Annotated in this window: 16 protein-coding genes and 1 other annotated feature; of the genes, 12 read left to right on the top strand and 4 right to left on the bottom strand. The window is 36.5% G+C overall.

All coding sequences use genetic code 11. The annotated features are described in order from the left end of the window. Positions 1-16 precede the first annotated feature (16 nt). The 4 genes from secE (at position 17) to JZO71_RS00575 (ending at position 3,089) form a co-directional block, all read left to right on the top strand. The gene (secE, locus tag JZO71_RS00590) at positions 17-187 is read left to right on the top strand and encodes a preprotein translocase subunit SecE (RefSeq protein WP_067482982.1); all 171 of its coding nucleotides are present in this window, start codon (positions 17-19) and stop codon (positions 185-187) included. 99 nt (positions 188-286) lie between these two features. Next, on the top strand, positions 287-832 hold the full coding sequence (gene nusG / locus JZO71_RS00585) for a transcription termination/antitermination protein NusG (protein WP_067482980.1): 546 nt from the start codon (positions 287-289) through the stop codon (positions 830-832). Between the two features lie 95 nt (positions 833-927). Next, positions 928-1,827 carry an alpha/beta fold hydrolase gene (locus tag JZO71_RS00580; protein ID WP_206897650.1) on the top strand — a complete coding sequence of 300 codons (900 nt, stop codon included), beginning with the start codon at positions 928-930 and terminating at the stop codon, positions 1,825-1,827. Positions 1,828-1,988: 161 nt separating this feature from the next. Next, a complete protein-coding gene (locus JZO71_RS00575; RefSeq protein WP_206897649.1) occupies positions 1,989-3,089 on the top strand; it encodes a lactate oxidase in 1,101 nt (366 codons plus the stop codon). A gap of 599 nt (positions 3,090-3,688) precedes the next feature. Here the strand turns inward: JZO71_RS00575 and JZO71_RS00570 are convergent. After that, entirely contained in the window at positions 3,689-4,234 is a 546-nt protein-coding gene (locus JZO71_RS00570) for a hypothetical protein (RefSeq protein ID WP_206897648.1), read from the bottom strand. Between the two features lie 128 nt (positions 4,235-4,362). On the opposite strand from JZO71_RS00570, the gene JZO71_RS00565 reads away from it, so the two are divergent. After that, the gene (locus tag JZO71_RS00565; protein WP_206897647.1) at positions 4,363-4,836 is read left to right on the top strand and encodes a helix-turn-helix transcriptional regulator; all 474 of its coding nucleotides are present in this window, start codon (positions 4,363-4,365) and stop codon (positions 4,834-4,836) included. Between the two features lie 264 nt (positions 4,837-5,100). Here JZO71_RS00565 and sdaAA read toward each other — a convergent pair whose 3' ends face one another. After that, positions 5,101-5,973 carry an L-serine ammonia-lyase, iron-sulfur-dependent, subunit alpha gene (gene sdaAA, locus JZO71_RS00560; protein WP_206897646.1) on the bottom strand — a complete coding sequence of 291 codons (873 nt, stop codon included), beginning with the start codon at positions 5,971-5,973 and terminating at the stop codon, positions 5,101-5,103. Between the two features lie 17 nt (positions 5,974-5,990). Beyond that, a complete protein-coding gene (gene sdaAB, locus JZO71_RS00555; RefSeq protein ID WP_206897645.1) occupies positions 5,991-6,659 on the bottom strand; it encodes an L-serine ammonia-lyase, iron-sulfur-dependent subunit beta in 669 nt (222 codons plus the stop codon). A gap of 328 nt (positions 6,660-6,987) precedes the next feature. Between sdaAB and rplK the strand changes: the two genes are divergently transcribed. The 4 genes from rplK to rplL all read left to right on the top strand — a co-directional run bounded on the left by rplK (position 6,988) and on the right by rplL (position 9,457). Further along, the gene (rplK, locus tag JZO71_RS00550) at positions 6,988-7,410 is read left to right on the top strand and encodes a 50S ribosomal protein L11 (RefSeq protein ID WP_206897644.1); all 423 of its coding nucleotides are present in this window, start codon (positions 6,988-6,990) and stop codon (positions 7,408-7,410) included. Positions 7,411-7,518: 108 nt separating this feature from the next. Then, a complete protein-coding gene (gene rplA, locus JZO71_RS00545; RefSeq protein ID WP_067482954.1) occupies positions 7,519-8,208 on the top strand; it encodes a 50S ribosomal protein L1 in 690 nt (229 codons plus the stop codon). A gap of 82 nt (positions 8,209-8,290) precedes the next feature. After that, positions 8,291-8,416, top strand: a sequence feature (ribosomal protein L10 leader region). Positions 8,417-8,534: 118 nt separating this feature from the next. Further along, a complete protein-coding gene (rplJ, locus tag JZO71_RS00540; RefSeq protein ID WP_206897643.1) occupies positions 8,535-9,038 on the top strand; it encodes a 50S ribosomal protein L10 in 504 nt (167 codons plus the stop codon). Positions 9,039-9,088: 50 nt separating this feature from the next. Next, entirely contained in the window at positions 9,089-9,457 is a 369-nt protein-coding gene (rplL, locus tag JZO71_RS00535) for a 50S ribosomal protein L7/L12 (protein WP_067482950.1), read from the top strand. Between the two features lie 349 nt (positions 9,458-9,806). Here the strand turns inward: rplL and JZO71_RS00530 are convergent, their stop codons facing one another. After that, positions 9,807-10,385, bottom strand: a complete 579-nt coding sequence (locus JZO71_RS00530) for a hypothetical protein (protein ID WP_206897642.1) — start codon at positions 10,383-10,385, stop codon at positions 9,807-9,809. 184 nt (positions 10,386-10,569) lie between these two features. Between JZO71_RS00530 and JZO71_RS00525 the strand changes: the two genes are divergently transcribed. From JZO71_RS00525 to JZO71_RS00515, 3 genes are all read left to right on the top strand, one after another. Further along, positions 10,570-11,418 carry a helix-turn-helix domain-containing protein gene (locus tag JZO71_RS00525; RefSeq protein WP_206897641.1) on the top strand — a complete coding sequence of 283 codons (849 nt, stop codon included), beginning with the start codon at positions 10,570-10,572 and terminating at the stop codon, positions 11,416-11,418. Between the two features lie 208 nt (positions 11,419-11,626). Further along, positions 11,627-12,322 (top strand): TVP38/TMEM64 family protein, encoded by a 696-nt coding sequence (locus JZO71_RS00520; protein WP_206897640.1) that lies wholly within the window; start codon positions 11,627-11,629, stop codon positions 12,320-12,322. 68 nt (positions 12,323-12,390) lie between these two features. Then, entirely contained in the window at positions 12,391-13,572 is a 1,182-nt protein-coding gene (locus tag JZO71_RS00515) for an MFS transporter (RefSeq protein ID WP_206897639.1), read from the top strand. Positions 13,573-13,628: the final 56 nt, after the last annotated feature.

Below are 13,628 nucleotides of genomic sequence, written 5' to 3'. Positions count from 1 at the left end.
AAACGAGGACACAACGGTGAAATTTATTAAAAGTGTATTGGCTGAAATGAAACAAGTGACTTGGCCAACAAAAAGACAATTGCGTCGTGACACTTTAGTTGTCATTGAAACATCAATTATTTTTGCTTTGATGTTTTTCATTATGGACACAGCAATCCAAAGCTTATTTGCACTAGTTCTTAAATAAGATGCTAGTAAACGAGCTTGATTTATGCTACAATTGGGTGGAAGAAAAACTTCGGGTGACTGAGGTTTTTTTATTTTACAACGAAATGAGGAGCCGTAAATGGAATCTTTTGAAAAAAATTGGTACGTGCTGCACACGTATTCTGGTTATGAAAATAAGGTAAAGGCAAACATTGAATCTCGTGCGCAAAGCATGAAAATGGCTGATTATATTTTCCGTGTCGTTGTCCCAGAAGAAACAGAGACTGAAGTAAAAAATGGCAAAGAAAAAGAAACGGTTCATAAAACATTTCCTGGGTACGTCCTAGTTGAAATGATTATGTCTGATGGCTCTTGGTATGTTGTTCGTAATACTCCAGGTGTAACTGGTTTTGTAGGATCTCACGGCGCTGGTAGTAAGCCTGCTCCTTTGTTACCAGAAGAAGCAAATCATATTTTGCGTTCAATCGGTATGAGTGTACGCCAAAATGATTTGGAAGTTGGCGTTGGTGAAACAGTGAAAATTATTGAAGGTGCGTTTGCTGGGCTTGAAGGACACGTAACTGAAGTCGATGAAGAAAAAGAAAAACTAAAAGTAAATATCGATATGTTTGGTCGCGAAACAAGCACTGAGCTTGACTTCGATCAAGTAGATAAAATTGACTAATTAAACAGAAAACCTGAAATGTTGATCCCAGTGATTGACGCTTCAGGTTTTTTTAGTAAACAAGACGATCATTTATTAAAGGAGGAAACAGGTTATTGAAAACATTTCGTTCAAATAAAATCCATCTTGCTTTGATCACCAGCTTTCTTTTGTTAGGTCTGGTCATCCTATCTGGTTGTCAAAAAACAACTAGTAAAGCAAGTTCTAGCGCATCTACGCAAACAGTAAAAACGTCACAAACAAACGATGCTCCAAAGAAGTCAACGACCCCAACACTTTTTTTTCATGGTTATAGTGGGACAGTCAATTCTTTTAAGGGCATGTTGCAACGGCTAGAAAAAAATCAACTAGCCAAGCAATCCCTTCAGCTGACAGTGAGCCCAGATGGAATGGTTCAAGCAACGGGCGAGTTAAATCAGCAGGCAGAAAATCCAATGGTTCAAGTTTTGTTTACTGACAATGTCAACAATGAATGGAATCAGACGGAGTGGATCAAAAACTGTTTGGCCTATTTACAAACAGCTTATGGTGTGGAAAAAGTGAACTTTGTTGGCCATTCGATGGGAGGAGTCAGTGCATTGCGCTACTTGGCAACTTATGGTCAAGAAAGTTCATCACCTCAAGTCGAAAAATTTGTAGCAATTGGCGCGCCATTTAATGACTTTGTTGATGATAGCGCACAAACATTGTCAGATGAATTAGTCAATGGGCCGGCGGTGACTTCCAGTCGTTACCAAGACTATCAGCAAATGATCGACCATGTTCCTACGCAGACCAAGGTAATGTTAATTGCGGGGCAATTGAGCCAAACGGATTTAAGCGATGGAACGGTGCCGCTCAATAGTGCTTTAGCTGTATTTGCTTTGCTAACCCAGCACGGCAATCAAGTGGAGGAACACGTTGTCGAAGGAGATAATGCTTCTCATAGTATGCTTCATGAAAATCAAGAAGTAGATCAACTCGTTCAGAAATTTCTTTGGGAAGAGAACGAATAAAGTTGAGAAAAGTGCAGTAAAATAAAAATTTTTAGTTGAAATCAATTGGGCGGTAGCTATTTTAAGCTAGCGCTCTTTTTTTTTGAGTATAAATATTTGCTTACTTTTTGTAAGAGTAATATACTTACTTTTGTAAAGTTGAAAAGAAAGAAGGAGTCAAAATGACTTATCATACAAGTAATGAAGAACATCCAATCGAAATCGTGAATATTGCCTCACTAGAAGGTCGCGTGAAAGAACGTATGGAAGTAGGTGCTTTTGGTTATATTCGCGGTGGTTCAGAAGACGAATGGACAATGAAAGAAAACACTTCTGCATTCAATACCAAAAAAATTATGCCACGCATCTTGCGCGGGATTGATCAAGCTGATTTACACACTTCTATTTTCGGCATTGAGTTAGATACACCAATTATTCAAGCACCATCAGCTGCACAAGGATTGGCTCATGAAAAAGGGGAGGCGGATACTGCAAAAGGTGTAGCAGCTGCTGGCTCAATTTTCTCAATCAGCACGTATGCGAATACAACAATTAAAGATGCCGCTGCAGCAGCGCCAGATGCACCACAATTTTTCCAATTATATATGAGTAAAGATGATGGTTTCAATGAATTTATTTTGACACAAGCGATGGAAGCCGGTGCCAAAGCAATTATTCTTACAGCGGATTCGACATTAGGTGGCTATCGTGAAGAAGATGTCATCAATCAATTCCAATTCCCTTTACCAATGCCTAACTTAGCTGCTTATAGTGAACAAAGTGCTAGCGGAAATGGTGAAGGAAAAGGAATCGCTGAAATTTATGCTGCTGCTAAACAAGGGCTAGTTCCAGATGACATCAAAAAAATCAAAGAATTTACGCATCTTCCTGTTTTAATAAAAGGCATTCAATCACCAGAAGATGCTGAAGTTGCAATTGCTGCTGGTGCAGATGGTATCTGGGTCTCAAATCACGGTGGACGTCAATTAGATGGTGGTCCTGCCTCATTTGAAGTATTACCAATGATTGCTGCGACAGTCAACAAACGTGTGCCAATTGTTTTTGATTCAGGTGTACGTCGTGGCGAACATGTTTTCAAAGCATTGGCAAGTGGTGCGGATCTAGTAGCAATTGGTCGTCCAGTGATTTATGGATTGAACTTAGGTGGTGCAGAAGGTGTAACTTCCGTCTTTGAACATTTCAATAAAGAACTATCCATTACTATGCAATTAGCTGGAACAAAAACAATTGAAGAAGTAAAAAATACGACATTGTTAGATTAGGTGAGGGAGTTGTAGTCAAAAACTTTCTATCTATATTTAAATGTACTAATAAAATGAAGAAAGAGCAGTGACAAAAGTTTTGTCACTGCTCTTTTTCTGAATAAACGGCGTTCCCAAAGTAACTCCTCGAAATAGCTCGCAGCCCGCCAAAAGATGAAAAGCTACTTTGTGTACCTGTTTACTCTTTTTTCGGAGCAAGTGGCTTTGTGCTACAACCTTATCTGTGGTGTTTAAGAAGTAACTCTTTCGTAAATAAGTCGAAGTGTCACAAACATTTGAGAAGAGATTTTTGGAAAGTTTTTCTTGTTTTTTAAAGTCGCCCACGTTTGTCACAGACACTTTATCATCAGGCTTTTTTGTAAGAACAATCATTTTAGTGAATTCGGCCAATTATTTTTTTCTTGATATAAGATCTTGTACTTCGTAAGTGTGAAGTTGTTGCTTAATTTGGTCAATTTCATCTTGCTGTTTAGCCGATTTAATAGATAAAGATATTACAGCTCCTGAGAGTAATAAGATTGCGATGAAATCATAGTGATCAATAAAAAAATTAAAAATATCCCTAAATATGTTCATTTCTATTCCTTTCGTAAGACAAATTAACGATTGTACATGTAATCGTCAAAACCTAGTGCTGCTGGAAAGCCAAATGACGCTGTAATTCCAGCCATTATCCAGCCACCATTAGGTTTATATTCTTTTTTAGAAAGAATACCACGAGATACACATTGCTTAGCAGCGTATCTACCAACATTGTACATTCCTTGAATAATTGCAATAGCCGAGGCGATAATCCCTAAAATAACTTCAATACCAACTCTAGAATGAGGCTTGGTACTTAAAAACTCGAGATAACCATTCAGTAATTCATCACGATTTTTAGAAGTGACAGTTTTTCCGTAAAAATATGCTTCAAAGTATTTTACGGAAAAGCTACTAGCATTTTCTTTTAAGTATTTCACAGCTTGGTTATAGTTTTGATTATTTTCATTAAGGACGTATGTTTCCTGTGTGCTTGTTTGTTCATTAGTCAGTTTAATCTGATTGTTTTCTTCAGCTAAGACAGTAACTGTTGGGGCAAGAGCTCCAGAAATTGTAATAACTGATAATAAACCTGTAACAACTTTTAAATTTTTTGCCAACATTCTCAACACTTCTTTCCAAAATTTTTCTTTACAAAAATAACTTACTACGTAATGATGTAATTAACTATCAAAGGTGTTTTACATAAGGCTTTACATTCGTAAAGTTAGATAAGAAAGGGGTTTGTTTGATGGCTATGTACCAAAAAATAAAAGCAGAAAGATTGAAAAAAGAACTAACACAAGAAGAATTAGCAGAAAAAATCTTAGTTTCTAGACAAACAATTTCTAATTGGGAAAATCAACGAGCGATTCCTACTACGGATAATATTATTCTATTATCTCAATTGTTTGATTTGCCAATTGATTATTTTTATTCTGAAAATGAAGTGATGGACTCAGAATATCTGAGTAAACGAGTGAGAAAAAATAGATTATTTGAAATGCAAGATTTGAAATTATGGAACCTTGCTTTGATTATTCTTTTAGTAATTGCGCTATTTATTCCTTACTCCGCGCCAATTGCTCTCTCTATGATTTTTACGTGGAAGAATAAGATTACTCCAAAACAATTTAAACGAGCGACCGCACTGATAATTGTGATCGTTTCGCTTGATATTTCAACAATGCTTATAGTATTCCTTTATTTTGTAGGGTATAAATAGATAGAGCAGATAATAAATAGAAATGATTCATTCGTTTATAGTAAAAGGTCAATCATTAAGCTAAGAACTTTTTGTGAAGCAACAATGTATTTCAACATAGTAGTAGGTTGTCCGTGATAGAGTGCATGAATTTATCGGTTAATAAATACATAGGTAAAGAAAATAAATTGCGTTTTTTATTTGAAATAAAAAAACTGAAGACAACAACCATGAAAGGATTATTGTCTTCAGTTTGGCCGAGGCAAAATTATCTGCCCGACCTTTTTAAGTTTGTTTAGTTAACAACTCATTGGTTAATCGTTGCGCAGTTGGCGTAGCAGCCAAACCGCCTTCAGCCGTTTCCTTGAAAATCGATGGCATTTGGCGCCCAACTTGATACATAGCCGCAACTACTTCGTCTGGTGGAATGACACTTTCGATTCCTGCAAGTGCCATGTCTGCGGAAATAAAAGCTTGTGAGGAACCTAGAGCGTTTCGTTTCACACAGGGAACTTCTACTAGGCCAGCAACAGGATCACAGATTAGCCCCATCATATTTTTTAACGTGATAGCAATTGCTTGAGCAGCTTGATGCGGTGTGCCATTTTTAGCACAAACTAAAGCTGCAGCTGCCATTGCACTAGCAGAACCGACTTCCGCTTGACAACCACCTTCAGCACCGCTGATTGAAGCGTTGTTTGCAATGACTAATCCAAAAGCTCCCGCTGTGAATAAAAAGTCTAGTTGTTGCTCGTGTGTCAAAGAAAGACGTTCACGAACGGCCATTAGCACACCTGGGACAACGCCCGCACTTCCAGCAGTAGGTGTCGCACAGATAAGCCCCATTTTGGCGTTAACTTCATTCACTGCAATAGCATTTCTTACAGCTGTTAAAATCGTGTCACCACTCAAAAAATCACCTTGTTCCAAGTAAGCATCTAAACGTTTCGCATCTCCGCCAGTAATTCCTGTGACAGAGGTGACCCCAGCTTTTCCCTCAGTGATTGATTGCTCCATGACTGCTAGATTTTTTTCCATGATTTGAATGATTTGTTCGCGCGAACGGCCACTCATTTCCATCTCAGTGGCAATCATTAGCTCTGCGACAGATGAGTAGTCTTTTGCTTGTTCGACTAATTCTTCAATTGATAAAAACATAGGCTTTGCAGACTCCTTTAATCAAAGTAATTCACGCTATCAATATGTGGTAGCTGTTGTAGTTTTCGGACAGTTTCTTCGACTTGTGGATCATCCACTTCGATAATCATAATGGCATTTTCACCTTTTGATTCTCTTGTCACGGTCATCGTCCCGATATTTGTGTTTGTTTCGGAAAGAATATTAGTCACTTTAGCAATCATTCCTGGAACATCTTGATGGACAACAATCAGCGTTGGAGTTCCCATACTTAAAGAAATTTTGAAACCATTGAGTTCGGAAATCTGAATATTTCCGCCTCCGATCGAGATACCTGTGACTGACAATTTTCGTTTTCCTTTTGTTAAAAGCATTTTAACTGAGTTCGGATGCTCTGCTTTTTCACTTTTAGGTACGAACAAGACCTCCATCCCAGCTTCATATGCTAATTTTAATGAATCAGCTAAACGTTCATCATCAGGTTCCATTCCTAATAAACCACCAACTAAAGCAATATCGGTACCGTGACCACGATACGTTTTTGCAAAGGACTCATAAAGATAAATATCAACAGAATCTGGTTGTTCGCCAAAAATACTGCGGATCACTTTTCCGATTCTAGCTGCACCTGCAGTATGAGAACTGCTTGGACCAATCATTACTGGTCCGATAATATCAAAGACACTTCTATACTTTAACTCTTTCATTTTTTCACCTCGTCAAATTCTTAAGGAAAAAAGTTTCTATAAACTTCATTTTTCGTACATTTATTTATTCTGGCGTAAGTTTAGCACAAAAGGGTGAAAGAAAGAGAAAAATCTTTCCTTTTATAAGAAAATTTTTAGCACTTTTTTCTCATAACCCTAAAAATAATCAAAAAAATTCTTGAAAATATGATTGGATTTGCTATAATGTATCAGTGTGCATTGAAATGCGCATTTTTATCTAACTTTTTAAAAATTGATAGATGAAAACGTGGGAGGAGAAATATGTATCTCCAATTAACCACATCACGGACTTAAGGAGGTATGTCTCGTGGCAAAGAAAGTAGAAAAAATCGTTAAATTGCAAATTCCTGCAGGTAAAGCAACTCCAGCACCACCAGTAGGTCCTGCACTAGGTCAAGCGGGTATCAACATTATGGGATTCACTAAAGAATTCAACGCTCGTACAGCTGATCAAGCAGGCTTGATTATCCCAGTTGTAATTTCAGTATATGAAGACCGTTCATTTACTTTTGTTACAAAAACACCACCAGCTGCAGTTTTATTGAAAAAAACAGCTAAAATCGAAAAAGGTTCAGGCGAACCAAACAAAAATAAAGTTGCTACAATTTCTAGCGATCAAGTAAGAGAAATCGCTGAGTTGAAAATGGAAGACCTAAACGCTGCTAACGTTGAATCAGCAATGCGCATGGTTGAAGGAACTGCACGAAGCATGGGTATCGTTGTAGAATAATTTATTCTAACGCCCCCAAGAAAGTAGCTTCTCAGTTGGCTCTGTATTGAAAGATATAGAACACGTGGGAGGTACAACCGTTATAACCACAATCAAGGAGGAAACAAAATGGCTAAAAAGAGCAAAAAAATGCAAGATGCATTAAAAAAAGTTGATTCAAGTAAAGTTTATCCTGTTGCAGAAGCAGTAGCTTTGGCAAAAGAAACTAACATTGCAAAATTCGACGCAACTGTTGAAGTTGCTTACCGTTTGAATGTTGACCCTAAAAAAGCAGACCAACAAATTCGTGGTGCTGTTGTATTACCAAACGGAACTGGTAAAACACAATCTGTTTTAGTATTTGCTAAAGGCGAAAAAGCAAAAGAAGCTGAAGCAGCTGGTGCAGATTTCGTTGGTGACGACGACATGGTTCAAAAAATCCAAGGTGGATGGTTTGACTTTGACGTAGTTGTTGCAACACCTGACATGATGGCAACTGTTGGTAAATTAGGTCGTGTATTAGGACCTAAAGGCTTAATGCCTAACCCTAAAACTGGAACAGTTACAATGGACGTAACAAAAGCTGTTAACGAAGTAAAAGCTGGTAAAGTAACTTACCGCGTTGACAAAGCTGGTAACGTACATGTTCCAATCGGTAAAGTTTCATTCGATGACGCAAAACTTATCGAAAACTTCCAAACAATCCATGATGTATTAGTGAAAGCTAAACCATCAGCAGCTAAAGGTCAATACATGAAGAATGTTACTGTAACAACAACATTTGGACCTGGTATCCACGTTGACCAAGCTTCTTTCTAATTTGAATTAAATTAGATAGTTGATTGATCCAACTGAAAAATAATTCTTGACTCAACTAGTTTAGCGTGCTAAGCTAGTTGAGGTTAATAATTAACTTGTACCGAAGACAGTAGGTGGCTTTGCCTTAATTTCCTACCGAGGACGTTTATTGAATAATTTCAATAGTCCCTCTATGTCTACGGTGGCATAGGGTTTTTTTATTGTGAAACACTAAGAAATTAGCTGATGAACAATACTGATTAAGCAAAGTAAAAAGGAGTCCTTTTGAACAGCATAATGAGGTAACTAAAGACTCTTCCATCAAAATTCAGGAGGTGAAACTCAAAATGAGTGAAGCAGCAATCGCAAAAAAAGCAGAGATCGTTGATAAAGTAAGTGAAAAATTTACAGCAGCAGCATCTGTAGTAGTCGTTGACTACCGTGGACTAACTGTTGATGAAGTAACTCGCTTGCGTAAACAACTTCGTGATGCAAACGTAGAAATGAAAGTTATCAAAAACTCTATCCTTTCACGTGCTGCAAAACAAGCTGGATTAGAAGGCTTGGACGAAGTATTTACTGGCCCTACAGCCGTTGCATTTAGTAACGAAGATGTAGTTGCACCAGCAAAAATCATGGATGAATTTGCTAAAGACGCAAAAGCATTAGAAATCAAAGGCGGTATCATCGAAGGTAAAGTATCTTCATTGGAAGAAATTACAGCCTTGGCAAAATTGCCAAACCGCGAAGGACTTCTTTCTATGTTGCTATCTGTACTACAAGCGCCAGTCCGCAACGTGGCTTACGCTGTCAAAGCAGTCGCAGACAAAGAAGATGGAGATGCAGCTTAATAGCCGCATAGCATAAATAAAACAAACAACATTTAATGGAGGAAATTATCATGGCATTGAACATTGAAAACATCGTTGCTGAGTTAAAAGAAGCAACTATCCTAGAACTTAACGACCTAGTTAAAGCTATTGAAGAAGAATTTGGCGTATCTGCTGCTGCTCCTGTAGCTGCAGCTGGTGCTGTAGCAGGTGCTGCAGCTGAAGAACAAACTGAATTCACTGTAGAATTAACTGCAGCTGGAGACCAAAAAGTTAAAGTTATCAAAGCAGTTCGTGAAGCAACTGGCTTAGGCTTGAAAGAAGCTAAAGCTGTAGTTGATGGCGCTCCTGCACCAGTTAAAGAAGGCGTGTCTAAAGACGAAGCTGAAGAATTAAAAGCTAAACTTGAAGAAGTTGGCGCATCAGTAACAGTTAAATAATTTTTGCTGATTATAGAGCATCGGAATCCTTGATATGATGGGATTTCGGTGCTTTTTTATTATACTTGCTGATGTAAAAACATGAGTCTAGTGTGAGATAAAAAAACTCTCACTGAATATTATTTCAGTAAGAGATAGAGACTTATAATTTGATATTTTTTCTTTTCTACAGCCTTTGCTTTATTTTGGCGAGGATACTTAAAGCAATAACTAAAACTATAAATATGAGTAACCCCCATACACCAAGCTGCTGATAGATATTAAAGAGACCAAAAAGTATCCAAAATAAAATAAAACTTATGATTAATAAAACTATAGTTTGATATTTCATGTGTTTATTGTATCTTTTCTATAAAAAAACATCAATTGCAATTTGAACAGCGTTCCCTATTGCATCTGACAACCATCCAGTAATACCAATACTATTCAATCCACTGGAAACCAAACTTCCAATGTTTGATAAAGTAGCAATTCCAATAATATTACTCCAAATATTTACAAAAGTTGCCTCTGATACGCTGCCTCCGATAACGCCTGCAACTTTTTTATAAAGCAATTTGGGAAGTGTTTTTAAAATATATGTTTTGGTGTAGCGCAGGAGTAAGTGGGCCATCAGAGAACCAACGCCACGTTGATTTAACGTGAATTCAGTATTATTTTGCTTGGAGGATCCTGATTTTAGAGTCTCGATATATTCGTTAGAAAGTTCTTCTGTATATGTATCAAGTATTCTTTGTTCATTAAAATTCAGATTATTAGTTGATGTTTTTATATTGTTGATGGTTGAATTTAAACTTTCTAATTTTTCTGTTTGATTAATTTCTTGAGATAGTTCCATTGCTTGTACTACGTTAGTACAAGCGGGTGTGAAACTACCTATAAATAATAGAGACGTAAGTGTAAAAGTTAGAAATTTTCTTTTTTTCATCTTTTTTGCTCCTAACAGATTAATAATTATTTGTTGGTTGTGTTGGGTACCAAAGACCGTACGTATTAAGAATATTGCACACAATTTTTCCCCCCTTAGTTTTGAAATCATGTCTTTATTGTAAATGTCATTTAGAGGATTAAAAAAAATGTAACGTAAACTATACAGAAAGTAAGGTGTTTGTATGCTATACGGAAAAATCATTAAAAATCTAAGAAATGAGCGTAATATCACTCAGAGTCAACTAGCCGAAGGACTCCAAACAAGAGTTTCTGTAGCAAGATTTGAGTCTGGAGAAACGAGAGTAACGTTAGAAGCACTTTTTCATTATTTAAATCGCTTAAATATTAGACCTGAAGATTTTTTTTTGATAGTTAATCAAGAAAATAAAAATGAAAAAGAAGATATTTATCAATACTTTTTAAAGGAAGTGGCTAACTCATCTTCATCGGATTTTATTCGTAACTTGAAGAAGAAATATGAACAAGATGGAGACATCTTTTATTTACTACTTTTTGTAGAGGCCATAAATATTCAAAATAGAATCTATGACAAGAAAACTAATTTGGACGCTGAAATAGTAGTTGTAAAAAAATATCTAGATAAAGTCGAAACCTGGGGATATTTTGAATTATCTATGTTTACTAATTGTCTAAATCTTTTTTCAACAAGTTATATTAAAAATCAATACGTGATTATTATGAACGCATATGATAAGTATTATGGCTACCCCAAATATCAGCATTGTAAAATATCTTTTTTGGTAAATTATTTAATCTTACTTTTTGAAAGAGGGCAGTATTCTTTTATTCCTGAAATTTTACTACAGTTGCATGATGCTTCATCTGATATATCTTATGTTAGCGGTAGAATTTTTTGGCACTTTTTCACTGGTACATATAAAAAAATAATTGATCACATAGAATTTGATTCATCATCAATTATTTTTTGGGTAAAATCTTTAGGTTATGACGATCTTTCTGTGCAATTGTCTGATTTTTCAAAAATGATTGATTTGAAAACAGTATTTTAATCAATATTTTTCTGATAGTCTATGAAAAATCAGGGATTGAACTTTGAATGGGAAGGGATAAATAGATTTTACTTCGGATTAAAAAAAGAATACATAGAAGAAATAAAAAGATCGGAACTAAGATATGCTGAATGAAGGAGGAAGCAAAGAAAACGAAACCTATGCTAAAATAAGAAATAAAAGGGAATAGTTGAGAAAAGGGGTATCAATGAAAAAGAGAATGATTCAACTCATTTTGATTCTATGTGGTATCGGATTGATCTCATTGATTGGTTATCATGTCTATTTGCAATATGCAAAGGATCTTGCTATCTTGTTAAATCCAAAGGCAAGTCAGGCGTTACTACAAAAAACAGTACGCTCCCATGGGGTGCTCACTGCAACATTATTGATTTTATTAACAACAGTGATGTGTGTAGTGCCGGGGATTCCAACATCAATTGTCGGTGTTTTGGTGGGGGTTAGTTATGGTCCAGTTGTTGGAAGTTTCATCAATATTAGTGGGAATGCACTAGGAAATTTATTTGCTATTTTTTTACTGCATCATGTATCTTTTTTGGATCGTTCAACCAAGGAAAACCGTTGGGTGAAGGCAATTACTCGAATGAGGCACCCTAAAATAGGCGTGATGATTGGCTATATGGTACCAGTAATTCCTTCTTCCTTGGTCAGTTTTACAGCATATACGCTAAATTTATCTTTAAAACAAGTGGCGATGTCAGTGATTTTAGGCGTATTACCTTCATCAATCTTATATGCTTGCGGGGGTGAAGCGTTGTTCCATGGCTATAGCAAAACAGCAGTAGGAATTGTTGCAAGTGTACTTCTACTGATTGGGTTAGTTGTGATTATTTATAAGGATCGTGAAAAACATCGTTTAGATGAGGAAAAGAAAAGTGAATAAACTGTTCCTAGATGATTTCATTTCTTTTATGAAAGAGCTACACTATTAGTTGGAAGTGAGGGGAAAGAATGGAACAAAAAAAACAAATTCAACTAACAGGAGCATTGACGACTTTACTAGCAACTACTTGTGGTGTAGTGGTTGCCAACATGTATTATATTCAACCAATTGGAACCAAAGTAGCAACAAGTTTTTCAGTAAGTACGAGTGCAATTGGCATTTTAACCATGCTAACACAACTTGGCTATGCTTTGGGTTTATTATTCTTAGTACCATTAGGGGATGTTGTAAATCGGCCTAAATTGATTATTCGGATGGCTGCATTATCTGCTATTTCATTGTTGGCTGCCTTTTTTGCGCCGTCGTTTACGTTATTTGCATGTGCATCTTTCTTAATTGGATTGCTGTCTATCGTGCCACAAATCATTATTCCATATGGGGCTGTTTTAGCAGGTTCAGCAGCACGTGGGAAAATAATGGGACAATTATTAAGTGGCTTATTGGTTGGGATCTTATTATCGAGAACAATATCAGGTATTATTGCCAGTGTATTTTCTTGGCGAATGGTCTATTTATTTGCACTAGTCGCTGTGGGATCATTAACGGTGTTGCTTTATGTAAAATTACCGAGAACACAAGAAAGTCGAAAAGCATCCGTTTCTTATGTTGATTCCTTGAAGAGCTTACCGCATTTATTTGTATCACAACGTTTATTACGTGAATCGGCATTCAATGGTTTTTTTATGTTTGGAACGTTTTCTATTTTTTGGTCAACGTTGATTTTTTATATTAGCAGTCCTGTTTATCATTGGGGCACATTTGAAGCTGGGATCTTAGCGATTTTTGGTTTGTCAGGAGCTGTGGCGGCACCAATCGTGGGGCGTTTAGCAGATTCTTATTCGGAAAGAAAGATTATTTCGATGGGGTTGTGGATGCAAACACTGAGTTTCGTTTTACTTCTCATCGGCGGCGATCATTTAGCACTTTTATTATTTTCAATTATTTTATTAGATGTGGGGAATCAATTTGGTCAAGTGTCTAACCAAGCGCGTGTCCAAGGGCTGGGTGAAGAAGCAAGTAACCGCAATAATACGATTTTTATGTTCATGTATTTTATTGGAGGAGCAATAGGATCGTTAGTAGGCACAACAATGTGGGAACATTTTGGCTGGATGGGTGTCACGCTTGCAGGCTTAGCTTTTCAAGCTTGTGCCTATGTTTGTCAATTGGTTTTATTCCGCAAAAAATAAAAAGTTAGCAATAATAAAAATCAAAAAGGTGAAGCAAAACGTCATTTCGTTTTGCT

Origin of the sequence: Candidatus Enterococcus courvalinii (assembly GCF_017315945.1) — a bacterium.
Lineage (GTDB): Bacteria > Bacillota > Bacilli > Lactobacillales > Enterococcaceae > Enterococcus_B > Enterococcus_B courvalinii.
The sequence above is the reverse complement of the archived record's forward strand: the minus strand, read 5'-3'. Positions and strand labels throughout refer to the sequence as shown.

Excerpts from the sequence above, each read along its gene's own strand:
- nusG (WP_067482980.1), top strand. The coding sequence starts at position 287 with ATGGAATCTTTTGAAAAAAATTGGTACGTGCTGCACACGTATTCTGGT.
- JZO71_RS00575 (WP_206897649.1), top strand. The coding sequence starts at position 1,989 with ATGACTTATCATACAAGTAATGAAGAACATCCAATCGAAATCGTGAAT.
- JZO71_RS00570 (WP_206897648.1), bottom strand. The coding sequence starts at position 4,234 with ATGTTGGCAAAAAATTTAAAAGTTGTTACAGGTTTATTATCAGTTATT.
- JZO71_RS00565 (WP_206897647.1), top strand. The coding sequence starts at position 4,363 with ATGGCTATGTACCAAAAAATAAAAGCAGAAAGATTGAAAAAAGAACTA.
- sdaAA (WP_206897646.1), bottom strand. The coding sequence starts at position 5,973 with ATGTTTTTATCAATTGAAGAATTAGTCGAACAAGCAAAAGACTACTCA.
- sdaAB (WP_206897645.1), bottom strand. The coding sequence starts at position 6,659 with ATGAAAGAGTTAAAGTATAGAAGTGTCTTTGATATTATCGGACCAGTA.
- rplA (WP_067482954.1), top strand. The coding sequence starts at position 7,519 with ATGGCTAAAAAGAGCAAAAAAATGCAAGATGCATTAAAAAAAGTTGAT.
- rplJ (WP_206897643.1), top strand. The coding sequence starts at position 8,535 with ATGAGTGAAGCAGCAATCGCAAAAAAAGCAGAGATCGTTGATAAAGTA.
- rplL (WP_067482950.1), top strand. The coding sequence starts at position 9,089 with ATGGCATTGAACATTGAAAACATCGTTGCTGAGTTAAAAGAAGCAACT.
- JZO71_RS00530 (WP_206897642.1), bottom strand. The coding sequence starts at position 10,385 with ATGAAAAAAAGAAAATTTCTAACTTTTACACTTACGTCTCTATTATTT.
- JZO71_RS00525 (WP_206897641.1), top strand. The coding sequence starts at position 10,570 with ATGCTATACGGAAAAATCATTAAAAATCTAAGAAATGAGCGTAATATC.
- JZO71_RS00520 (WP_206897640.1), top strand. The coding sequence starts at position 11,627 with ATGAAAAAGAGAATGATTCAACTCATTTTGATTCTATGTGGTATCGGA.
- JZO71_RS00515 (WP_206897639.1), top strand. The coding sequence starts at position 12,391 with ATGGAACAAAAAAAACAAATTCAACTAACAGGAGCATTGACGACTTTA.